This is a genomic window from Brevundimonas sp. GW821-FHT02A10, from assembly GCF_059422025.1.
In genome coordinates, this window is the sequence record NZ_JBWKWC010000004.1 from 1 (window position 1) to 21,772 (window position 21,772).

Consider the following 21,772-nt stretch of genomic DNA (forward strand, 5'->3'; position numbering starts at 1 on the left):
AGGGCGTCGCGGTCGAGCTGGTTCTCCCAGCGGGCCACGACCAGGGTGGCCACGGCATTGCCGATGAAGTTGGTCAGGGCCCGGCATTCGCTCATGAACCGGTCGACGCCGAGAATGAGCGCCATGCCCGCGATCGGCACGCTCGGGACCACCGCCAGTGTGGCTGCGAGCGTAATGAAGCCCGCCCCGGTGATGCCCGCCGCGCCCTTGGACGAGAGCATGGCGACCAGCAGCAGCAGGATCTGCTGCTCGAGGCTGAGGTGGATGCCCAGCGCCTGGGCGATGAACAGGGCCGCCATCGTCATATAGATGTTGGTGCCGTCCAGATTGAAGGAATAGCCCGTCGGCACGACCAGACCGACCACCGACTTGGCGGCCCCGGCCCGCTCCATCTTCTCCAGCAGGCTGGGAAGCGCGGCCTCGGAACTGGAGGTGCCGAGCACCAGCAGCAGCTCTTCCTTCAGATAGCGGATCAGCTTGAGGATATTGAATCCATTGGCGATCCCGACGAGGCCCAGGATCCCGACCACGAACAGAATGGCGGTCAGATAGAAGGTCGCCACCAGGGCGGCGAGGTTGGCGATCGAGCCGATCCCGTAAGCCCCGATGGTGAAGGCGAAGGCCCCGAAGGCCCCCACCGGCGCCGCCTTCATCAGGATGGCGACCAGTTTGAAGAAGGCCGCGGAGATGGACTCCATAAAGGTCAGGACCGGCTTGCCGAGGTCGCCGATCAGGGCCAGGGCAATGCCGAACAGGATCGAGACGAACAGCACCTGCAGGATGTTGCCGGTCGAGAAGGCGCTGACCACGGTGTCGGGAATGATGCCCATCAGGAAGCCCTGGATGGTCGTCTCATGCGCGGCGCTGGAATACTGGGCCACGGCCCCGGCGTTCAGGGTCGAGGGGTCGATGTTCAGCCCCCTCCCCGGCTGGACCAGATTGGCGACGATCAGGCCGAGGATCAAAGCCAGGGTCGAGAACACCAAGAAGTAGGCGAAGGCCTTGGCCGCCACCCGCCCGACCTTGCCCAGATCGCGCATCCCCGCGATCCCGGTGACGATGGTCAGGAAGATCACCGGAGCGATGACCATCTTCACCAGCTTGATGAAGGCGTCGCCCAGCGGCTTCAGCGACTTGCCGAACTCCGGCCAGAAATGACCGATCACCGCCCCCAGCACGATCGCCGTCAGCACCTGGAAATACAGGTGGGCGTAGAAGGGCTTCTTCACAGCCGGAGCGGCCGCGGTCTGGGTGATCGGTTGCAACGCCTGTTCCTCATGGCGGACGCGGTCCGCGAAACTCCCGGGACACGATCTTCGAGTCGTGTTTCCAGCCTTATTCTGGCCTCAGGCGCGGCGAACGTGAAACCACATCGACAAAAATCTTAATCAACTGATTGTGCTAGATTAAATGTCCATTCAGCGCGGAATATCGCACTCGAAATGCGAAAATCCGCCACGACATCTAGGCAAAACGTGCGGATAATCGCACACTAGATCATGACCTTCACCAACCTGCAGAGCCGATTATCGACAATCCTTCGACCCACGGCGCGACCGTGGATCGGACTGGCTGTGGTCTGGCTCGTTCTCGCCATCGGCGCCGCCGTGGTCGCGGGGGAGCTGGCGCGACGGCAGGCCGAGGGGGATCTGGCACGGCAGGCGCAGGCGGGCGCGGCCCTGCACGCGGCGGTGCTGCGAAGCGAGCTGGAGAAGCACCGGTCCCTGCCGCTGGTCCTGGCCCAGGACCCGGAGGCCGTCGCCCTGCTGACCGAGCCCGGACCGGCGCGCACCGATCAGGTCGATCGCAAGCTGGAGCGACTGGCGGGCCAGACGCGGGCGGCGGTCATCTATCTGCTGGACGCCCGGGGCGTGGCGCGGGCGGCCAGCAACTGGCGGCTGCCGACCAGCTTCGTCGGCGAGGACTACAGCTTCCGTCCCTATTTCACCCGCGCCATGCAGACCGGCGACGCCGAGTTCTTCGCGCTCGGCACCGTCAGCGGACGCCCCGGCCTCTATCTGGCGCGCCGCATCGCCGATGCGACCGGGCGGGTCGTCGGGGTCGTCGTCGTCAAGGTGGAGTTCGATGCGCTGGAGGCCGACTGGCGCGGCTCGGGCGAACCGGCCTATGTCGCCGACCCCTCGGGCGTGATCCTGATCACCAGCGTGCCCGACTGGCGGTTCCGCACCGTCGCTCCGATGAGCGACGCCCAGAGGCGGCAGGTCCTGACCGGCCAGACCCTGGGCCACGACGCCCTGGCCCCCCTGCCCTTCCGCACGCCGGACGCGCGTCCCGCTCTGGTCAGCGCCGGCGTGGACGGTCCGCCGGAAAGCTGGATGGCGGCCTCGGCGGAGACGGCGACGCCGGGCTGGACCCTGCATCTGCTGTCGCCGGCGGGGACGGCCATTCTGGTGGCGGTGTCCAACGCCCGGGCCGTGGCCCTGCTGGCCGTGACCCTGATGATGGGCGCCGTCGGCATCCTGCTGCGCCGCCGCCAGCTGGCCGAGGCCCAGATGCGCGCCGAGGAGGCCGCCCGCGCCGATCTGGAGCGCCGCATTGACGAACGCACCGTCGAACTGCGCGCCGCCAATGACGAGTTGAACCGTCAGATCGACGAACGCCGCGCCGCCGAGGCCGGTCGTGAGATGCTGCGCGAGGAACTGGTCCAGGCCAACAAGCTGGCGACGCTCGGCCAGATCGCCGCCGGGGTGGCGCATGAGATCAACCAGCCGGTCGCCGCCATCCGCACCAGCGCCGAGACGGTGCTGGCCTATCTGAAGCGCGACGACGGCGAGGGCGTCACGCGCACCGCCAACCGGATCGCCGAACTGACGGCGCGGATCGGCTCGATCACCGACGAACTGCGCGCCTTCTCGAGGAAGACCACGTCTCGCCCCTCCGCCGTCAGCCCGGACGAGGCCATCGACGGGGCGCTGGTGCTGCTGACCGGGCGGCTGCGGGCCAGCCGGATCGCGGTGACACGGGCCAAGGCGCCGTTGCTGAAGGTGCTCGCCGACCGGGTCCGGCTGGAGCAGGTGATCCTGAACCTCGTCCAGAACGCGGTCGAGGCGCTGGACGAGGCCGGCGCGGCCGAGCCCCGGTTGAGCCTGTCCGTGGCGGCGGCTGACGGCGGCGTCGAGATCGTCATCGCCGATAACGGCCCGGGCCTGTCCGACGAGATCGCCGGCGCCCTGTTCACCCCCTTCGTCACGACCAAGGCGACGGGGCTGGGCCTCGGCCTCGTCATCTGCCGCGACATCGTGGCGAGCTTCGGCGGGGAGCTGAACACTCGCGCATCGGACGCGGGCGCCGTCTTTGTCGTTTCCCTGAAGGCCGCCTGATGGATTTCGCCCAGCCCAAGGCCGTCGCCCTGGTCGACGACGATGACGACTTTCGCGAGGCCCTGTCCGAACGTCTGGCGCTGGAGGGGTTCGAGGTCTCGGCCTACCCCTCCGCCGAGGCCGCGCTGAAGGCCGTGGACGCAGGGTTCGCGGGCGTGGTGGTCAGCGACCTGCGCATGCCCGGTCTGGACGGCCGCCAGCTGCTGGCGCGGCTGCAGGCGATCGATGAGGGCCTGCCGGTCCTGATGATCACCGGCCATGGCGACATCGCCGATGCGGTCGAGGCCCTGAGGCACGGCGCCTATGACTTTGTGGCCAAGCCCTTCGCCTTCGAGCGGCTTCTGGACAGCCTGAACCGGGCGCTGGAGAAGCGGGCCCTGGTGCTGGACAACCGGCGGCTGGCGGCGGCCCAGAGCGACGCCGGGCTGGAGCTGCCCCTGCTGGGGGCCAGCGAGACCATGGCGCGGCTGCGGGCCACCATCGCCCAGCTGGCCGACGCCAGGCTGGACGTCCTGATCGAGGGCGAGACCGGGGTCGGCAAGGAGGTCGTCGCCCGCGCCCTGCACAACGGCGGACGCAGGCGCATCCACCCCTTCGTGGCGGTCAACTGCGGCGCCCTGCCCGAGGGTCTGATCGAGAGCGAACTGTTCGGCCATGAGCCCGGCGCCTTCCCCGGCGCGACCCGGCGGCGCATCGGCCATATCGAACAGAGCCATCGCGGCACCCTGTTCCTCGACGAGATCGAGAGCATGCCCATGGCTGTTCAGGTCAAGCTGCTGCGGGTCATCGAGGAGCGCGAGGTTCAGCCGATCGGGGGGCCGGCCAAGACGCTGGACCTTCGCATCCTCGCCTCGTCCAAGATCGATCTGGAAGACGCCATCCGGGCAGGCGCCTTCCGCGAGGACCTTTATTACCGGCTGAACGTCGTGAAGCTGAGGGTCGCGCCGTTGCGGGAGCGGCGCGAGGACATGCCCCTGCTGTTCGCCCATTTCCTGAGGCGGGCGGCGGGGCGCGAGGGCCGGTCTGCGCCGGGGCTGACCGCGTCGGTGCGGCGGCATCTGCTGGAGCACGACTGGCCCGGCAATGTCCGCGAGCTGGTCCACTTCGCCGAGCGGGTCGCGGCGGGCCTGACCGATCCGGGCGGGGTGGGAACCGTCGAGGAAGAGGCCGGCGGCCTGACCGAACGCGTCGCCCGCTATGAGGCCGAGCTGATCCGCGAGACTTTGGAACGCTGCGACGGTGACGTCACCGCCGTCACCGAGGCCCTGCGGCTGCCCAGGAAGACGCTCTACGACAAGCTGCAGAAACACGGGCTGAAACCGGCGGATTTCCGGCGGCGCCGCGAAGGATAATTCCGCCCGGCACGCATTTTTTTACCCAAGGCACAAGCCAAGGCGATGATTCTTCGCTATAGGGACCAAATGGTCTGTCACTCGACGCAATTTCGCCGCCTGCCGCTTCGGCTTGACGCGCGACTTATCGGCAGCCGCCGCGCCTGATCTGCGCCCGGCGGCTCTACCCGCGCCGTAACCTGTCCAGACCATTCCAATAAGAGGAGACGCGCCCCGATGCTGCGCGATCCGTCCGTAAAATACCGTCCCTTCCCCCAGGTCGATATTCCTGACCGCACCTGGCCCTCGAAGACGATCACCCGGGCCCCGCGCTGGCTGTCAACCGACATGCGCGACGGCAACCAGGCCCTGATCGACCCGATGAACGCCGAGAAGAAGCAGCGCTTCTTCGACCTGCTGGTGAAGATCGGCATCAAGGAGATCGAGGTCGGCTTCCCCTCCGCCGGCGCCACCGAGTTCGACTTCATCCGCTCGCTGGCCGACCGCGGGGCCATTCCCGACGACGTCATGCCCCAGGTCCTGACCCAGGCGCGCGCCGATCTGATCGAGAAGACGTTCGACAGTCTGGACGGGGCCAAGCAGGCCGTGATCCACGTCTATAACGCCGTCTCGCCCGCCTGGCGGCGCATCGTCTTCGGTCTGGAGCGGCCCGAGATCAAGGGCATCGCCGAGACCGCCGCCAAGCTGCTGCGCGATCAGGCGGCCAAACGTCCGAACACCGACTGGCGCTTCGAATACAGTCCCGAGACCTTCTCCACCGCCGAACTGGATTTCTCCATCGAGTGCTGCGAGGCGGTGATGGACATCCTGCAGCCGACGCCCGACCGGCCGCTGATCCTGAACCTGCCGGCGACGGTCGAGGCGGCGTCTCCGAACGTCTACGCCGACCAGATCGAATGGTTCGGACGCAACATCTCGCGCCGCGACAGCGTGATCATCTCGGTCCACCCGCACAACGACCGGGGCACGGGCGTGGCGGCGGCGGAGCTGTCGATCATGGCCGGCGCCGACCGCGTCGAGGGCTGTCTGTTCGGCAATGGCGAGCGGACAGGCAACGTCGATCTCGTGACCCTGGCGCTGAACATGTACACTCAGGGTGTCGATCCGGAGCTGGACTTCTCCGACATCGGCGAGGTGGTCCAGACCGTCGAATACTGCAACCAGATCCCGGTCCACCCGCGCCACCCCTATGCCGGCGAACTGGTCTTCACCGCCTTCTCTGGCAGCCACCAGGACGCGATCAAGAAGGGCTTCGCGGCCCAGCAGACGCGCAACGACCAGATGTGGGACGTCCCCTATCTGCCCATCGATCCGGCCGATATCGGCTGTTCGTATGAGGCGGTGATCCGGGTCAACTCCCAGTCGGGCAAGGGCGGGGTCGCCTGGATTCTGGAGCAGGACAAGGGGCTGAAACTGCCCAAGCGCCTGCAGGCCGACCTGAGCCGCCATGTGCAGGAACTGGCCGACCAGACCAGCCGCGAGCTGAACGCCGCCGACATCTGGAGCGCCTTCCAGACCGCCTATCACCTGAACAGTCCGCAGCCGCTGCGGCTGATCGACTATCAGGAGGGCGCGGTGACCGGAGGATCGCGCCACTTCGTCGGCCGGATCAGTCTGGACGGGCAGGAGCACACCGTCAGCGGGCGTGGCAACGGCCTGATGTCCAGCGTTCTGGATGGTCTGCGTGAAGGCGTCGGCATCGATCTGGAGATCGCCGACTACCAGGAGCACGCCATCGGCCATGGCTCCGACGTGCAGGCGGCCGCCTATGTCGAGTGCAAGGGCGCAGACGGGGCGACCTGGTTCGGCGTGGGCATCGACGCCGACGTGGCCACGGCCTCGGTCAAGGCGCTGCTGTCGGCGGCGACCAGCGCCCGGGCGGCGGCTCAGGCGCGAAACAAGGCGCCGGAGCCGGTTCAGGCGTAGCGGGAAAGCGCCAGGTCGGCGGTCTCGATCTCCGGCTTCTTGCCGCTGATCTGGTCCGCCAGCACCCGCGCCGAGCCGCAGGCCATGGTCCAGCCGAGGGTGCCGTGGCCGGTGTTGATGTGCAGGTTGGCGATGCGCGTCGGGCCGACCACCGGGGTGCCGTCCGGCGTCATCGGACGCAGGCCGGTCCAGAATCGGGCGGCGTCGAGGTCGCCCGCGCCCGGGAAGAGGCTGGACACCGAATGCTTCAGCGTGCGCTCGCGCGGCGGCGGCAGGTCGTGGCTGAAGCCCGAGAGCTCGGCCATGCCGCCGACCCGGATGCGGTCGCCGAGGCGGGTGATGGCGACCTTGTAGCTCTCGTCCATCACGGTCGAGACCGGGGCTCCGGCCTCGTCGACGATCGGCATGGTGATGGAATAGCCCTTCACCGGATAGACCGGCAGGCGCAGGTCGATCGACCGGGCGATGGCCGTCGAATAGCTGCCCAGCGCCAGCACATAGATGTCGGCGGCGAGCTCGCCCTTATCCGTCGTGACCGAGACGATGCGGCCGGCGTCCACGCCCAGCCGCTGGACCGTCTCGTCGAAGCGGAAGACCACCCCGGCCTCGGCGGCCATCTCGGCCAAGCGGACGGTGAACAGGTTGCAGTCGCCGGTCTCGTCATGCGGCAGGCGCAGGCCGCCGACAAAGGGCACGTCGGAGCGGGCCAGACCCGGCTCGGCGGCGATACAGCCGGCGGGATCCAGCACCTCGCACGGCACCCCCTCGGCCTTGAGCACCTTCACGTCCTTGTCGACGTCGTGGAGCTGTTTGTCGGTGCGGAAGAGCTGCAGAGTGCCCCGCTGGCGGCCGTCGTAGGTAATGCCCGTCTCGCCGCGCAGGGCGTCGAGCTGGTCGCGGCTGTATTCGGCCAGACGGACCATCCGCTCCTTGTTCAGGGCGTAGCGGGTCGAGGTGCAGTTGCGCAGCATGGCCACGCCCCAGGTGATCATGTCCCAGTTGACGGCGGGACGCAGGATCAGGGGCGCGTGCTTCATCATCAGCCAGCGCGGCGCCTTTCGGGGGATCGACGGCGCGGCCCAAGGGGAGGAATAGCCGGGTGAGACCTGTCCGGCATTGGCGAAACTGGTCTCCAGAGCCGGTCCCGGCTGGCGCTCGATGACCGTGACCTCATGGCCCTGTTTGGCCAGGTACCAGGCGGTCGTCACCCCGATGACGCCGGCTCCGAGCACGATACACTTCAAGACAGACCCTCCAGAGGGAACATTCGACCCTTCTTAACGCGGGGTCGCGGAATCGGGTGCAGTCTGGAGAAGCGACGCCGGCTTGGCGAGCCCCCCTATTTCGGCGTCACCGGACAGACCACGGTGTCGGTCCGCAGAGCCGTCAGCCAGCCGGCCTCCGAGGCCGAAATCGCCTTGCCGTCGGCCTCCAGCGGGATGCGGACCCGGCTCGGCGGACGCCCCGCCTCCTCTCCCGAGGCGTACTGGCGCATGACCGCGACCTTCACATAGGCGTCGGGCAACGGATAGCAGGCGAAGAACTGGCCCCAGGTCTGGATGCCGGTCGCGTCCACGGTGACGGCCGCGCCCTGTTTGCGGTCCTGCAGGTCGACGGTCCGGCCCGCGCAACGGCCCATGACGATCAGCAGCAGGGCGAGCACGGCGATCACCGCCGGAACGCGCCACAGGGTCGAGCCGGCCTTCGGACGGGCGGCGGCGATGACGGACTTCCTCACCATCAGCCGATCACCCGGTTCGCAGAATCCTGCGCCAGCCAGTCGAGCACGGCGCGATCCTGCACCAGCAGGGCCGCGACCTTGGTGGCCGGGTTGTGGATGGCGTCGCTGCGTTGCTGGACGTTGATGGCCACGGTCAGGGCGCGCAGGGGCCGATCGTCGGGGGCGCCGACCGCATAGCGGGCGACGACGAGGGCGATGGCATGGCCCTTCTCCGCATCGAAGCCCGCGTCGGGCGAGACGCCCAGCACCCGGCCGGTATCGCGATCGACCTGCAGCGCCGAGGGCGCCGAGCCGCCCGCGCCCATGCGGTCGATGCGCTGGAAGGCCTGGGTCAGGGCGGCGACGCCGACACCGTCGATGACCGTGCGGCAGATCGGCTTGACCCGCTCATGGGCGCGACGGAGCCCGGACGTCGTGCCCGGCTGGTCGGCCAGGGTCAGCTGGCGCTGCCGCGTGTCCCACTTGAGCCCGCAGTCATAGGCGGCCAGCGCCATCATGGTCAGATCGACGGGATTGAGCGCCTGCTGCCGGTCGACGTTGGGCGTGCCGGTCTTGGCGAAGATCCGATACTCCTGACCCTCGGGCGCGGTCGGCAGCACAATCTCATGACCGGTGCCGCCCGGGCCGACGACGGCGCGCAGGCCGGTCATCATCGGCTTCCAGGCCTCGTCGCGGATCATCAGTGGCTGCAGCGGCGGCCGTTCGGCGTCGATCAGGAAGCGCGCCTCGACCTGACGCCGCAGCACCATGCGCGAAAAGACCTCGGCCAGCCTGAGCGTCGACCAGCGCGAGCGACCGCCGCCGAGCGCGCTCATCAGATAGTCGCCCTTGAGGTCGTGGATGACGTTGAGGCCGAGGGACTCCCGCTCGAGGCCGAGCGCCTGCAGCGCCGGACTGTCGAGGTTCACCCCGCCGGCCTTGGCCTGCCAGACGGAGGTGTCGCGGCGCGGAGTCTCGCGGTCGAACTCGGCCTGGACGCCGAACAGCCGGGTCAACTCCAGCGCCCAGGGCACCGCGCGCTGCTGGGCCATGTCAGGGACGATGCCGAACTCGCCCCGGGGCTGGCCCGACAGGATCGGCGTCACCGGCAGCTGGCAGAACTGGTTCCCGCCGAGGCGATAGCAGTCGGTCGGTGCGGGCGGCAGGGTCTGGTCCGGCTTCGTCGGATCGTCGCTGAGCGACAGCAGCATCAGGGCCGCCGCATATTTGTTGCTGGAGGCCTCGAGGAAACGGGTGAAGTTCATCCACGCCGGGCCGGAGACGGTGTCGGAGAAGGCCATGCCGTCGGCGCGGCGGGTGCCCAGATCAACGCCCAGCAGCTCGCGGAAGCCGGGCGCGCCGGGCCGGACCTCCAGCGTCGCAAGGGCCGGGAAGGTCTGGAGGATGGCCATCGACAGCGGCGCCTTGGCCACCGACCCCACGGGCATCAGATCGAAATTGTGATTGGAGGTGGTGAAGCGGTGGCGGCCGCGCGTGTCGTCCTGCTGATCCGCCGTCGCGACGGGCAGGCTGGCGATGGCCAGCACCTCCCCGGTCAGGCCGTCCATCATCGTCACAGCCGAGCGGAAGGCGGGCGCCGAGGGCAGCTGGTCGACGATGGCGTGGAGCTGGCTCTCGGCCTCGGACTGGAGCCGTTGGTCCAGGGTGACGACGATGGGGCGGTCGTCGCGGCGTGTGACGGCGGGCTCCAGCGACCGGGCGAAGCTCTCAAGACCAGACGCCCGCAGCCTCTGGCCGCTGACGGCCTCGAAGCGGGACACGGTCGGCGCCGCAACCTCATAGACGAAGCGTTCGGCCCGCTCGCCCCGGGTAAAGACCAGATCGCGGTCGGCGGGCAGGCGCAGATACTGGACCTCTCCCGGTCCCGCCGAGGCCTCGACCCCCGCCACGGTGACCGTGACCGGCGAGCCGCCGATGACGCGCACAAGGGCGTTCTGGTTGTCGAGGGCGATGACGTCGGCGACCTCTTTCTCGTCGACGAATCGGTAACGACGCGGCCAGAGCTGCTGCCCCTCCTCCGGCTTGAACAGGTTCAGGGTCGCGGTCGTCAGCCCGCCTTCGGAGGCGCCGCGCGCCGGGCGGAACAGGAAGGCCCGGGTCTCGCCGACGCGCCTCAGCGACGCCCCGCCCGAGGAGCCGGTGCGGAACTGGATATCGCCGCGCCACTGCAGCGTCCCGGCGTAGGGGCCGAGCACCTGATGCGCCGTGGGATCGATCTCGGTCAGGCGGGCGCCGCGTCCCAGGTCATCGTCGAACAGCCAGCGGCCCGGCTCGGTCATGTCGACGCGCAGATAAGAGCTGCGCACGAAGGCTCTCCAGCCCTCGGCGTCGCTCGGGGCCAGGGCCGAGGGCTGGATGCGGACCTCGCCGTCCGGACGCTGTTTGATCTCCAGCCAGCCACGCTTGAGCACCAGATCGTTGATCAGGGCGTTGTAGGCGTCGGCCTGACGCACGGCGTGGATGTCCGAGCGCGGATGGCCCATCAGCTCCCTGATCCACGGCGCGCCGACGATCAGCAGAACGAAGGCGAGGCCGACGAACCAGCCGGGGGCGATGCGCGAGGACGACAGGGACACGCGCGGGATGGAAGGGCCACGCGGGGCTTCCGGGGGCGGCGTCTGATCCGGGCCTTGCTCCGATCCGGCTGGCGGTGTGGCGGAGGCCTTGGCCGCGAGGGCCTCGGCGGCGGCGGCCTTCTTCTTGCCGGCGGCGATCAGGGACTTTCCACGGGCCATCAGACGGCCTCGTCTTCAGGGATGCGGGCTACCGCCGTCAGGCCGAACCAGGCCATGAAGAACAGGGTCATCCCCTCCAGCAGGTCGCTGTCGGAGGCGGCGGCCAGCAGATAGACGTTGCGGCCGGTGAAGGGCGCGAGCTGCAGATTGGCCAGCACCACATAGGCCCCGACGCCGAACAGGATCCACAGCGCCATCAGGCCGAGGATGCGTCCCTGCCCCGGCTCGCCTTCCACTTCGGCCCGGGTCGCCCGCGCCGCCGCCGCTGCCAGCACGCCGAGGCAGAGCAGCAGGGCGGCCGCCCCGAACCGGCCGTAGGGGGCCATGATGTGGATGGTCGAGACATTGTCGTTCAGCTGGACCGGCTTGAGCACGCTCAGATTGACCGGCGCCAGCCAGCCCCGGCCGAACAGGGTGGCGGTGTAGTCCGACAGGTGCTGGGACCAGACGCGCAGGTTCTCGGCCTCCCACGAGCCGTAGCGCTCGACCTGATCGGGCGAACCGAAGGCCCAGAGGCGCAGCTGGTTCTGGCTGTAGGCGCCGGCGCGAGACAGGATGTCGAGGGCGGGCTGGTCCGAGGCGGAAACGGCGGCGCGGGCGAGGTCGTCGGGCGAGGCGGCGGCGGGCGCCTGGAAGACCACGAGCGCCGCGAAGACCATCAGCACGGCCCCGCACAGGGGGGCGGCCCAGGCGGCGGCCGCGAGCCGGGATTCACCGTCGGTCGCCATGCGCCGACGCTCCCACACGCCCCACGCCGCCATGACCATGACCGGGATGCCGACGAGGGCGTAACCGTTGTCCTTGACCCCCACGGGCAGGAGGACAAACAACACACCGAGCGACAGGCAGAAGGCGACGCCGAGCTGGATCGCGCGCCGTCCCGTCGCCCTCGCCCCCTCGGCCATCAGGCCCGAAAAGCCGAGGATAAGGGCGGGCGTATAGAGGGCGCTGACGGCGAAGCCGAGCACCGGCAGCCGCTCCTTGATCGACATCAGCCCCAGCAGGCCGCGCACGATCCCGGTCGCCGGCAGGACGACACGCCAGTCGGCGACACGGTCCTTGAGACGTTCAGGAACAAGATCTTGTGCGCGAGATTGGAGATTCTGGACGAAGTCCGCGCCGCGCTCCGTCGCGCCCCAGGCCTGCACGCCGCTGAGGACGAGGACGACAGCCGTGGCCAGCAGCGACAGACCGCCGGGAGTCGGCGTCCAGAAGGCGCGCTGGAACGGCGCCGTGAAGATCGAACCCGGCGTCGAGATCATCCACAGATGCAGCGCGAGGCTCACCGCGAGCACGAAGCCGAAGACCAGCGCCAGCCGCATCGCCCTTCCCTGCGCCGGCGGCGCCACCAGCAGGAACAGGCCGGCCATGGCGACATAGGCGAGACCCGCTTCCCCTACGACCGAGATCCCGCCCGCCAGCTCCGGATCGGCGACGAGGCCGGCGAAGGCGGTCAGCATCCGCATGGCCAGCAGGGCCTGAAGGGCGACGAACAGCATCCACTGCAGCCGACGGCGCCCCGCGTCTTTGGCGCTCGTCTCACCGCGCCAGTCCTCGCCCCAGACGGCCAGAACCACCACGGCCCAGGCGAGGCTCAGCCAGCCGAGAATCCACGGCCCACCGAGCCGGTCGAGCCGCAGCTCCGCCGCCTTGCCGACCGCCACCGGATCGGTCAGGCGGAAGGTCCCCGAGACCAGTTCGGCGCAATGGGCGGGCTCCGGATAGGGGAGATCCTGGGTCAGGGCGTTGGACAGGTCGCCGCCCAACACGGGAAAGTCGGGCGCGACCGGCGACGGAGAGCCGTTCCTAGGACAGCGGCCCACGCGCTCGACCGCCGGGGTCGACAGGGCGGCGGTCAGGACTGTCCCGGACTGACCAAGAGCGATCTCGCGCCGCTCCTGCAGCCGGCCCAGAGGATCGCCCGGATCGACGGCGTTGTAGGTGCGGATGTCCCAGATCGACAGGGCGCGGGCCTGATCGACGGGAATGGGTTCGGGCTTCGGCGCCGGCAGCGGGACCACCTGCCCGCCCTCGACCTTGCCGAGCCGCGCCTTCGGATCGAGCAGGACGATCTTCCAGCCGCCAAACAGCTTGCCCGTCTGATAGACGAAGCCGTGCGTCGCCGGCGCGCCGGGCAGGACGCGATTCAGCGGATGGATCGCCTGCGACGGCTTCCACGACACCGTGGGGGCCAGACCGAAGGCGCGACGCTGCGGCAGGACGGGTCCGGCCTGACCTTCATGCTCGAAGCGGAGCGGACCGCGCTCGAACCGGTACCAGACGGCGCCGGGGGCCTCGCAGCCCTTCAGGCAGACGGCCATGCCGGGACCGAAGTCCCGCGCGCCAATGACGTCATAGCTTCCACCGTGCCGGACCGCCGCGACCGACAGGGTTTCGCCGACGGGATTGGGCGCGGGGGCCTCGGGAACCTCCATCAGGACCGCGTCCTTGCCGGGCGTCTGACGCGGGATGGTCACGACCGAGGGCGAGGCGCCGCGGATGAAGAGGTCGTCGTCAGGGCCGCCGCCAATGCTCAGGCTCCCACGCGTCACACCCACGGTCAGCCGGCTGAGCGACAGATGCATGTCCCCGAACCGGCCGTTCAGGGAGCCGTCGATCAGGCTGGCCCAGACGAGGGCCGGGGCGATCAGCACGCCCAGCCCGACCAGCCAGGGCGTCATCGGCCGCGACCGGTCCGATGCCCGCCAGATCACCCAGACGGCCGCCAGGAACAGGGCGGAAAAGACGAGCCCCAGCCAGCCGGTCATCGGCTCTCCGGATCCGGCCGGTGATGCGAGACATAGAGGCGGCGATAGGCGTCGCGGACCCGGGCGAAGGCATAGACCCCGACCGTCATCCCGCCCGCCAGCAGGATCAGGATCAGGCCGCCGAGGATCGCTCCAGCGCCCGCTCCGAAGCTCCGGGCCAGCCGCGCCTGATCAAGCATCTTGTCAAAACCCTGGCACAGGCCATTGGATTCGCTGATGCGATAGGCAACGGCCGCGCGGCTGACCGGGTTCGACTGCGCTTTCGAAAACGGTCCACAGACGTGACGGTCCAGCCAGTCGCGCTCCTGCCCCGGTCCGGCCGGAAACGGCGGCAGGCCTTCCGGCGCCTCGCCGTCGCCGCGCAGGAATTCGGCCCACTGGAAGGCGGAGTTGCCGGCGGCGGCGCCCAGGCCCTCATCGCTCTCGGCGCCCGCCGGAATGACCATGGCCCCGCGCTCCCCGCCCCAGGGCGAGGGGAAGCCGGTCAGCCAGATCGCGACGATCAGCCAGAGCACCACGAAGGCGGCGGCCAGCACCTGGACAGGCCTCTGGTCCGCCTCGCCGAAGACGATGTCGATGCCGTCCATACGCCAGCGGCGCAGGCGTTGGGTCAGGGAAACAGTCGGTGCGGCGTCGGTCACAGGCTGCGTCTCTTCAGCGGGGTCAGGCGGCCGTCATCCCGGAAGCGGCGGATGGCGCGGGCGGCGGAGATGAAGGCCCAGTCGGCCTGGCTGGACAGCTGCTGCCCCCGCCCCGCCCACTGGATCCAGCGGATCACCGGGACCACGCCCCAGCTGCGCCGGCTGTAGTCGACGCGCAGGGGATCGCGCTTCCTCCGCGCCGGGTCCTCGGACTCGGCGAAGGCGGTGACGAAGTCCAGCTTGCACCAGCGGAAGCCCTCCATGCACTGCACCAGCCCCCGCCGGAACCGGCGCACCGTGGTCAGGGGATCGTCGTCGAACTTCTCCAGCGCCAACAGGTCTTCCTCAGCGTCCTTGAACAGCAGGTGCAGCAGATTGACAGGCTTGTCCGGCACGCCGTCGGCATAGGCGTCCTGAATCTCGCGGATGTAGTCCTTGATGACGTCGGCCTTGGCCAGGCCGATGAAGACGGGCTTGGACGGGCGTCTGGCGGTCGCGGCGTGGGCGATGACGCCATCCCGGCCCATGGCGATGACCTCGTCAACGTCGACGCCCGTCTCGAGCAGGGACAACAGGTCCTGCAGCCGGCCCAGTGTCTTGATGAACCGCTCGAGCTGGGGATTGGACTTGGCCAGTTCGCGGGCCTGGGCCTCCAGCGTTTGCTGGGCGCGGGGCACGCGGCTGCGCCCGGGAACCGTCTCGTCGTCCCACAGGGCGTAGCGTTCGGCGGCGCGCTCGGCCAGCAGCACCTCGTCGGCGGGCAGGACGATGATCACCGACTTGCACACCTGCAGGGCCAGCAGCTCCTCGCGGCGGCCGAACAGGTCGATGCCCGCCACCCCCTCGAACCGCTCGCCGGGCATGTCGATAATGTGGAACAGGTCGTCGGCGTGAGCGCCCTCGGCCCCGCCGACCGGCAGGAAGCTATGGGAGGAGATGTTGTTCGACCGGCTGACCCGCGCACCCTGATCGGCGAAGGCGGGCTCGGATCGCAGCGGGAACCACGGATCGTGGAACAGCTTGTGCTTCAGCCGGGTCAGGAACCAGCTCTTGCCCGCCGAGGCGAAGCCGAGAAGGACGACCACGTTCTGGTCGGCTGTCTTCCAGCTGTTGAGCAGGGTCTCGGAGACCGGCTGGTCATGCTCGGGCACCCCGGCCAGGCCGCGTGCGGGCCGGCGTGGCGCCGGACGGGCGGCGGACTTGGCTGCATCAGCGGTGTCGGCGATTTCGGCGGCGGGCTCGGCGACCGTCTCCACGAGGGTGGCTTCCAGCACGACGGTCTCGCCGTCGGGAGCGCTGCCCGGAGGCCTGTCGAAGGTCGGGACGACGATATCGGTCCCGGCCGCCGCGAACGGCGTCACGACCGGCGCGGCCTCGGCCAGGGCGTCGATGCCGGCCAGAAGCGCGGTCTGGTCCTCGCCGGAGGTCGGGGCCTCGGGCGGGCGCGGCTTGGCCGCCTCCTCGCGCCGGACCTCGACGCAATAGGGACATTCGTCGAGCTGCTCGGGGTAGGAGATGAAGTGGATCGGGCAAGTCTTGTCGGCCATCAGCGCCCTCCTCCGCTCACCGCATGGAGCGCCGTTTTCAGCGCCGTAACATAGGCTTGTTTCGGCATCTGGATGTCGTTTCTCAGGATCGGCGAGAGCACGCGGCCGGCATAGGCCGAACGGACAGCGGGGCCGCCGGCTTTCAACAGATCATAGACGGCCGGGGTCGCCAGAGCCGCGTCCTCGGCGCTGGCCGGGAGCGCCAGCAGGCTCGCGACGGCCTGGGCGCAGGGCTTTCCGGCGCCCGGCTCGGGCAGGCACAGACCGATCAGCCGCACCGTCAGTCGACGCCGTTCGGCCGCGCCTTCAGGCTGGATCGACGCCTTGAGCAGGCGCAGACGGGTCGCGGCGGGCAAGCTGTCCAAGGGGTACGCCGCCTCCGCCGCCAGCCGGTCGGCAAGCCCGGCAAAGGCCAGCAAGTCCAGCGACTGGGCCGACATCCACGGCAGGACGCCTTCCCGCAGGGCCAGGGCCGCAACCGGGGCCACGGCGGCGGGCCGGTCGGCGTTGGCCTCGACATAGTCGTTCAGATACCAGGCCGCGCCTTCGGCCTCGCCGGGCTGTTCCATCAGACGACCCAGGGCGATGGCGGCGCCCTTCAGCAGGTCGGGGCCGTCGGCGGTCTGGTCTGCCTGATCGGCGACGGCGGCGAGAAGCGCCGCGCGGCCCACGGGGTCGAGATCGAGACAGGCTTCGAGAATGGCGATGGCGGCCGCAGCCTCGGGCGCGTGGTCGGCATAGCGCGGCGACCAGTCCAGACCCCGGCCGGCGCCGGTGGCGCGGGCCACGGCCTCGACCTCGGTCCAGACACGCCAGGCGGCGGGCGGGGCGGCGGGCGCCGTCGCGGGCGTCAGCGAGGCGATCTGGCCTTGCGTCAGGCGGCCGGCCCGGCGGGCGGATTTCGCGGGCGCATCGCCCTCCCCGGCCCCGCGCACGATCAGGCGGAAGGCCTCGTCCGGATCGAAGGCGCCCGAACGGGTGAAGGCGCCGGAGGTGGCCCAGCCGGTGATCCGCGCCCGCTGTTCGGACGGATCCATCCCCTCGACGGCGCCGATCAGGACGGCCTCCGGGCTGGCGGCGCCGACCGCGATGTCCTGATCGACCCACTCCAGACCGAAGGGCGCCAGACGCGGTCCGGCGTCGGCGCGGGACAGGACGTCGAGGTCGAGCCTCAGCGGCGCATCGGCGAAGGTCAGGTCATCCTCGGCTGTCGGCGCAGGGATATGGGCCAGCAGCCGATGCGCCCGCCAGTCCAGGGCCCGCATGGCCGTCGCCGGAACGATCACCACATGGGCCATGGCCACTGTGCCCAGATCGGCTTCGCCGAGGAAGGCGACGCGGGCGACGGCGAACATCTCTCCCGAGCCATCCAGCGGAAACATGACCACGCAGTCGGACGGCTGCCGGTCGGCCCAGCCCGCCAGGGCCAGACTGAAGTGGCGCAGCATCCCCTCGGTCGCCACCACCTCGGGGCGATCCGACGACTGGGCGAGGATGGTATAGCCCCGGCCGTTCTCGACCGGGCCGAGCACCGCCGTCGCCAGCGTGGCTTGGCTCACCGGGGCCGCTCCTGAAGCTGGGTCGCCATCCCGGTTGGCGCCGCGCCGGTCGCCGGAGCGGTGGAGGTCGCCGGAGCCGTTGGGGGCGTCAGGCCGTCCGCCGTCGCGGGCGGCAGGGCGTTCGGATCGGCCAGCACGGTGGTCGGCGTCGCCGGCGCCGGCTGCAGCTTCTCGAGCCCGCCGCCCAGCGCGAAGCCGCCGAGGAAGATAGCCACCGCCAGCAGGGCGGCGACGCCCATCAGGATAATGTCGCGTGTGCGGTTCGGCGCGGAGGGCACGGAACCGGAACGGAAATCCGTCGCGCCGCGGGGGTCGGTTCCGATGCGTCGCGCGATCGCCTCGGCCAGGGCCTCGCTGTCGATGACGGCGCCGCCGTGGCGCAGTTCCTCGACCGCGCCCGCCATCTCGCGCCGGACGATCCCGGCCAGAAGCTGGGCGACCGGAGACTTCGGGTCGGCCGCCACGCGCCCGCCCGCCTCCCGCAAAACCAGATCGATCAGATCGCGCCGGACCTGATCGAGGCCGTCATCCTGAGCTGTCGCCATTTCCTGCTCCCGATCCCTATGCCTATACGATTCCGGCCCGAACACACGTGAACGAGAAGACAGAAAGAAGGCCAGTTTCCGTCACCCGTTCACCATCCCGCAATCGGGCGAATAACGGGGGTCGATAGTTGGTCGAGACGGACGCGGGCGTCGGGGTCGCCGGCCTCGGCCGCGCGCGAATACCACCGCGTCGCCTCGCCCAGATCCCGGACCACGCCCAGACCGCGCTCATAGTTCTGGCCCGTCCTGAACATCGCCCGCGCATCCCCGGCCTGCGCCGAGGTCAGCATCAGGGCCGCCGCAGCCGTCGGATCCGGCTTGAAGCCCGCCAGACCGTCCAGATGGAACAGGGCGAGGTAGTACGGGACGCGGGGATCACCGCCGGCGCCCGCGCGCTCCAGCCAGACCCGGGCCTCGCGGTCGTCGCGCTGAGCGCCGCCCCAGCCCTGATAGAGATATTCGCCCAGACGCCCCATGGCGGGTGTGATCCCGGCCTCGGCGGCGGCGCGGAACAGCGGATAGGCATTTTCCGGGTCGGGTTCGACCGACCCCGGAACGCCGGTGTCATAGAGGAGCGCCAGATTATACCGGGCCGCCGCCACGCCCTGATCGGCCGCTGCACGATACCAGCGGATGGCCTCGGCGCGGCTGCCGACCGGTGCGGGCTGCACTTCGTAGAAATAGCCGAGATTGGCCATGGCCAGGGCGTCGCCCCGCGCCGCCGCATCGACCGTGTCGGGGGTGATATTGGCGCCCTCCACGACCCGCCAGCCCGAGCCCTCCCCGCATTCGAGGACCGCATCCGCGACCGAGGCCCAGCGGCAACCGGCCGGGGCGGAGGGCGGCGCGGCCGGAAGCAACACCGGCTCCGGCTCAGGCGCTGGCGCGGACGCGGCGATCGGGGCCTGAACCCGGGCCTGGATGGCGGCGGACAGGCTTTCCGAGGCGTCCACGGGCGCGGTGTTCAGCCCGACCGTCGGATTGACCGTGGTGTTCAGGCGCGGCGTCGAGGTCGGCGCATTCAGCCGGGGCGTGATGGTCGAGGGCGCGGGGCGCGGCGCGGGCGGCGGACGCACCGGAACCGGAGCTGGCGTGGGCGCGGGTGTCGGCGCCGGAACCGCCCTCGGGATCGGCGGGGTCGGGGCGCGCGGCCGGACTCGGGGCGCCGGCGCAGTTCTCGCAGGGGCCGCTCTTGGGGCCGTTCTGGGCGCGGGCGCCGGTCTCGGAGCGACCACGATCCGGGGCGGCGGCGGCGCGCATCCGCCGAGCGCCTCGCGCTTGGCCGCGACCATGGCGCTGTCGAAGCCGGGATTGCGGGCGGTGAAGGTGGTCAGCTGGGCGCAGGTCTCCACGCTCTCCAGTCGCAGGCCGCCGGCCATCTGGGCCTGCGAGACGCCCGGGACCGCAGCGACAAGGATCAAGGCAGGGATCAGTCGGCGGAACATGCGGTCCACCTTTCCGTCGAATTGGCCACATCCAGCCGCCGCTCAACCATCTCGGAGCCGTCGCGGGTCAGGAGATAGCGCTGGCCGGTCATCAGCTTCGGTCCGTCGAGGATGACCGACAGCCGGTCGTCCTCGCGCGGCTCGGCGATCTGGCCGACGGCGGGATCCCCGTCCCCGACCGCGAACGAGAAGCGGTCGTCCTTGATGGTCAGACGGGCGGTCACCTCGCCCGAGCGCCAGCAGCCGGCGAAGGCGCCGTCGCGCGCCTGGACCAGCCGGGCCTCGATCCTGAGCGCCCCCTCGTCGGCCAGACGGATCTGGTCGGGAGACGGAATCCGCGCCGTGGCGCCCTCTGCGGGCGCATTGACCTTCCGATACCAGTCCAGGCTCTGCCGCAGGACGGCGGGGCTGGCCTCGCGCTCCCCCGCCGAAGCCTCATAGAAGTCGCCGAGGTCGAGCATGGCCGAGGTCTCGCCGGCCGAGGCCGCGCGCTGCAGCCATTCCAGCCCGGCCTGTTCGTCCCGCCCGGGCGTGTCGCGAAGATAGAAGGCGCCGAGCCGGGCCATGGCGGCGGACTTGCCCGCCCCTGCGTCGGCGACGTCGGTCGGCCTCAGGGTCCCACGATCGACCGTCTGGCCCTCGCCGGAGCCGCAGCGCAGGGTCAGGTCGCTCTCGTCCTCGCCGTAATTCCATGAACAGCCGTCCGGCGCCTTCGGAAGCTCGCGGTGGACCGGTGTCGCCTCCGCTTCGGCCGGGGCCGCTTCGGGTCGGGCGCCGCCGAACCTGCCGCCCGCGAAGGCCACGACAGCGACCAGACCGGCGGTGGCAGCCATCACCCCGACGCCGATCGCCCGGCCCCGCCCGACCTTCTGGCCCGGCTTGGTCGCCTTCGGGATCGACCCGGTCTTGTAGGACAGCATCTCCGGCGTCGGCGCAGGCCGGAGCATCCCGAGATCCTCAACCACCGGCGACACAGCGGGATCAGGCGCGACCGATGGCGGGGCCAGGGCCAGGTCGTCCGGTGGCGTCGGCGGTACGTTCAGGTCCTCGACCGCATCGAACCAGACGCGCCCCTCCACCGGCGCCGGCTCCGGCAACCCGGCGACCGCGCGCCAGTCGGCGACCGTGGCGAACCGGTCGGCGGCGTTCCGCGACAGGCCCGTCTCCACGGCGGCGATAAAGGCGACCGGATAGGCCGCCGCCTCAGGCCGGGCCGACAGCCGGGTCTCGTCAGTCCAGCCGAACCAGTCGGGCGCGTCCCGCCCCGTGATGACGCGATAAAGGACGGCGCACAGGCCGTAGACGTCGGTCGCCGGAACCAGGGGCGCGCTCGCGGTCGCATCCTGGGCCTCGAAGGGCGCGAGCCCCGGCCGGAACAGGCCGTCGAGCCGCCGCACCAGCGGGATGAAGGGCCGCCGGTCGACCGAGGGGTCGTGCAGCACCGCCCGCCCCGTCCCGACCCCGATACTCTCGGCCGCCAGATTCAGATGCAGCTGCCCCCGGGCGTGAATGGCCTCCAGCCCGGCGGCCAGATCGGCGGCGAGGGTCAGCACCGCCTCGGGCCGGACCACGGCCCCGCCGCCCAGCCGCGCGGCGAGGCTGACGCCCATGGGCTCCGTTCGCACAACCGCCAGATCATCGAGATCGGAGATGGTCCGAATGGTGCCCACATTCGGATGCGACAGACCCGCCAGAGCCGTCGCCTGGGCCAGAAACGCCCGCCGCCCGGCCTCATAGGCCTCGGCCCATTCGGGATGGGCGACGACAGGTTCGCCGGTCTCGCTGCGCACGAGAATCCCGGCGGGCCAGTACAGGCGCACGCGCTCGTCAGGCGTCTCGTGCGTCCAGACGTCTCCGACGGATTGGGAGCGGTTCGCTGAAATCAGCTTCAGCACGGTCTGGCGTCGATCCGACGTCATTACAGCTCCGCCGCGAACAGGCCGACTGCGAGGCGAACCGTCGCCCCCGCCCTGTCCGTGATTACTGGCGCCCCCATGCCTGAACACACTCTAGGGTCACTCACGCCCCGCGAACAAGTCCGCACAAACCCGAAAGTCGGCTCGAAAAGAAACTCCCCCGAACCGGGTCAGATTCGCGACACCGTCCGGGGTGCAAATCGTCCCTGTCGACCGATGCGGGACTGGACCCGGAGCGGGGCTTGATGTTCGGTGC

At 70.2% G+C, this 21,772-nt stretch carries 14 protein-coding genes; 3 read left to right on the top strand and 11 right to left on the bottom strand.

Features of this window, described 5'->3' with window-relative positions; all coding sequences use genetic code 11:
* Window positions 1–1,265, bottom strand: a 1,265-nt coding sequence (locus AC07U0_RS12235; protein WP_494720290.1) for a dicarboxylate/amino acid:cation symporter, incomplete at its 3' end; no start/stop codon positions are given.
* A 234-nt stretch (window positions 1,266–1,499) separates the two neighbouring features.
* Between AC07U0_RS12235 and AC07U0_RS12240 the strand changes: the two genes are divergently transcribed.
* From AC07U0_RS12240 to leuA, 3 genes are all read left to right on the top strand, one after another.
* Window positions 1,500–3,341 carry a sensor histidine kinase gene (locus tag AC07U0_RS12240; protein WP_494720291.1) on the top strand — a complete coding sequence of 614 codons (1,842 nt, stop codon included), beginning with the start codon at window positions 1,500–1,502 and terminating at the stop codon, window positions 3,339–3,341.
* On the top strand, window positions 3,341–4,693 hold the full coding sequence (locus tag AC07U0_RS12245) for a sigma-54-dependent transcriptional regulator (RefSeq protein WP_494720292.1): 1,353 nt from the start codon (window positions 3,341–3,343) through the stop codon (window positions 4,691–4,693). The genes AC07U0_RS12240 and AC07U0_RS12245 overlap by 1 nt, the downstream gene beginning before the upstream one ends.
* Window positions 4,694–4,909: 216 nt before the next feature.
* The gene (gene leuA / locus AC07U0_RS12250; RefSeq protein WP_494720293.1) at window positions 4,910–6,619 is read left to right on the top strand and encodes a 2-isopropylmalate synthase; all 1,710 of its coding nucleotides are present in this window, start codon (window positions 4,910–4,912) and stop codon (window positions 6,617–6,619) included.
* Here the strand turns inward: leuA and AC07U0_RS12255 are convergent.
* The 10 genes from AC07U0_RS12255 to AC07U0_RS12300 all read right to left on the bottom strand — a co-directional run bounded on the left by AC07U0_RS12255 (window position 6,610) and on the right by AC07U0_RS12300 (window position 21,519).
* A complete protein-coding gene (locus AC07U0_RS12255; RefSeq protein ID WP_494720294.1) occupies window positions 6,610–7,863 on the bottom strand; it encodes a D-amino acid dehydrogenase in 1,254 nt (417 codons plus the stop codon). The genes leuA and AC07U0_RS12255 overlap by 10 nt on opposite strands.
* 95 nt (window positions 7,864–7,958) lie before the next feature.
* Window positions 7,959–8,360, bottom strand: coding sequence for a hypothetical protein (locus AC07U0_RS12260; protein WP_494720295.1), 402 nt, complete (start codon window positions 8,358–8,360; stop codon window positions 7,959–7,961).
* Window positions 8,360–11,095, bottom strand: coding sequence for a hypothetical protein (locus AC07U0_RS12265; protein ID WP_494720296.1), 2,736 nt, complete (start codon window positions 11,093–11,095; stop codon window positions 8,360–8,362). Before AC07U0_RS12265 ends, AC07U0_RS12260 begins: the two co-directional genes overlap by 1 nt.
* Window positions 11,095–13,863, bottom strand: coding sequence for a hypothetical protein (locus tag AC07U0_RS12270; protein ID WP_494720297.1), 2,769 nt, complete (start codon window positions 13,861–13,863; stop codon window positions 11,095–11,097). The genes AC07U0_RS12265 and AC07U0_RS12270 overlap by 1 nt, the downstream gene beginning before the upstream one ends.
* Window positions 13,860–14,504, bottom strand: coding sequence for a hypothetical protein (locus tag AC07U0_RS12275; RefSeq protein WP_494720298.1), 645 nt, complete (start codon window positions 14,502–14,504; stop codon window positions 13,860–13,862). Before AC07U0_RS12275 ends, AC07U0_RS12270 begins: the two co-directional genes overlap by 4 nt.
* On the bottom strand, window positions 14,501–16,051 hold the full coding sequence (locus AC07U0_RS12280) for a hypothetical protein (protein ID WP_494720299.1): 1,551 nt from the start codon (window positions 16,049–16,051) through the stop codon (window positions 14,501–14,503). Before AC07U0_RS12280 ends, AC07U0_RS12275 begins: the two co-directional genes overlap by 4 nt.
* Window positions 16,051–17,610 (bottom strand): hypothetical protein, encoded by a 1,560-nt coding sequence (locus AC07U0_RS12285; RefSeq protein WP_494720300.1) that lies wholly within the window; start codon window positions 17,608–17,610, stop codon window positions 16,051–16,053. The genes AC07U0_RS12280 and AC07U0_RS12285 overlap by 1 nt, the downstream gene beginning before the upstream one ends.
* On the bottom strand, window positions 17,607–18,155 hold the full coding sequence (locus tag AC07U0_RS12290) for a hypothetical protein (RefSeq protein ID WP_494720301.1): 549 nt from the start codon (window positions 18,153–18,155) through the stop codon (window positions 17,607–17,609). The genes AC07U0_RS12285 and AC07U0_RS12290 overlap by 4 nt, the downstream gene beginning before the upstream one ends.
* Before the next feature lie 89 nt (window positions 18,156–18,244).
* Window positions 18,245–19,576, bottom strand: a complete 1,332-nt coding sequence (locus AC07U0_RS12295; RefSeq protein WP_494720302.1) for a tetratricopeptide repeat protein — start codon at window positions 19,574–19,576, stop codon at window positions 18,245–18,247.
* Between the two features lie 8 nt (window positions 19,577–19,584).
* Window positions 19,585–21,519, bottom strand: coding sequence for a serine/threonine-protein kinase (locus AC07U0_RS12300; protein WP_494720303.1), 1,935 nt, complete (start codon window positions 21,517–21,519; stop codon window positions 19,585–19,587).
* Between the last annotated feature and the right edge of the window lie 253 nt (window positions 21,520–21,772).

What these genes read in the sequence shown, in the direction of transcription:
- AC07U0_RS12290 (WP_494720301.1), bottom strand. Translation starts at nt 18,155, where the DNA reads ATGGCGACAGCTCAGGATGACGGCCTCGATCAGGTCCGGCGCGATCTG.
- AC07U0_RS12240 (WP_494720291.1), top strand. Translation starts at nt 1,500, where the DNA reads ATGACCTTCACCAACCTGCAGAGCCGATTATCGACAATCCTTCGACCC.
- AC07U0_RS12265 (WP_494720296.1), bottom strand. Translation starts at nt 11,095, where the DNA reads ATGGCCCGTGGAAAGTCCCTGATCGCCGCCGGCAAGAAGAAGGCCGCC.
- AC07U0_RS12260 (WP_494720295.1), bottom strand. Translation starts at nt 8,360, where the DNA reads ATGGTGAGGAAGTCCGTCATCGCCGCCGCCCGTCCGAAGGCCGGCTCG.
- AC07U0_RS12245 (WP_494720292.1), top strand. Translation starts at nt 3,341, where the DNA reads ATGGATTTCGCCCAGCCCAAGGCCGTCGCCCTGGTCGACGACGATGAC.
- AC07U0_RS12300 (WP_494720303.1), bottom strand. Translation starts at nt 21,519, where the DNA reads ATGACGTCGGATCGACGCCAGACCGTGCTGAAGCTGATTTCAGCGAAC.
- AC07U0_RS12270 (WP_494720297.1), bottom strand. Translation starts at nt 13,863, where the DNA reads ATGACCGGCTGGCTGGGGCTCGTCTTTTCCGCCCTGTTCCTGGCGGCC.
- leuA (WP_494720293.1), top strand. Translation starts at nt 4,910, where the DNA reads ATGCTGCGCGATCCGTCCGTAAAATACCGTCCCTTCCCCCAGGTCGAT.
- AC07U0_RS12280 (WP_494720299.1), bottom strand. Translation starts at nt 16,051, where the DNA reads ATGGCCGACAAGACTTGCCCGATCCACTTCATCTCCTACCCCGAGCAG.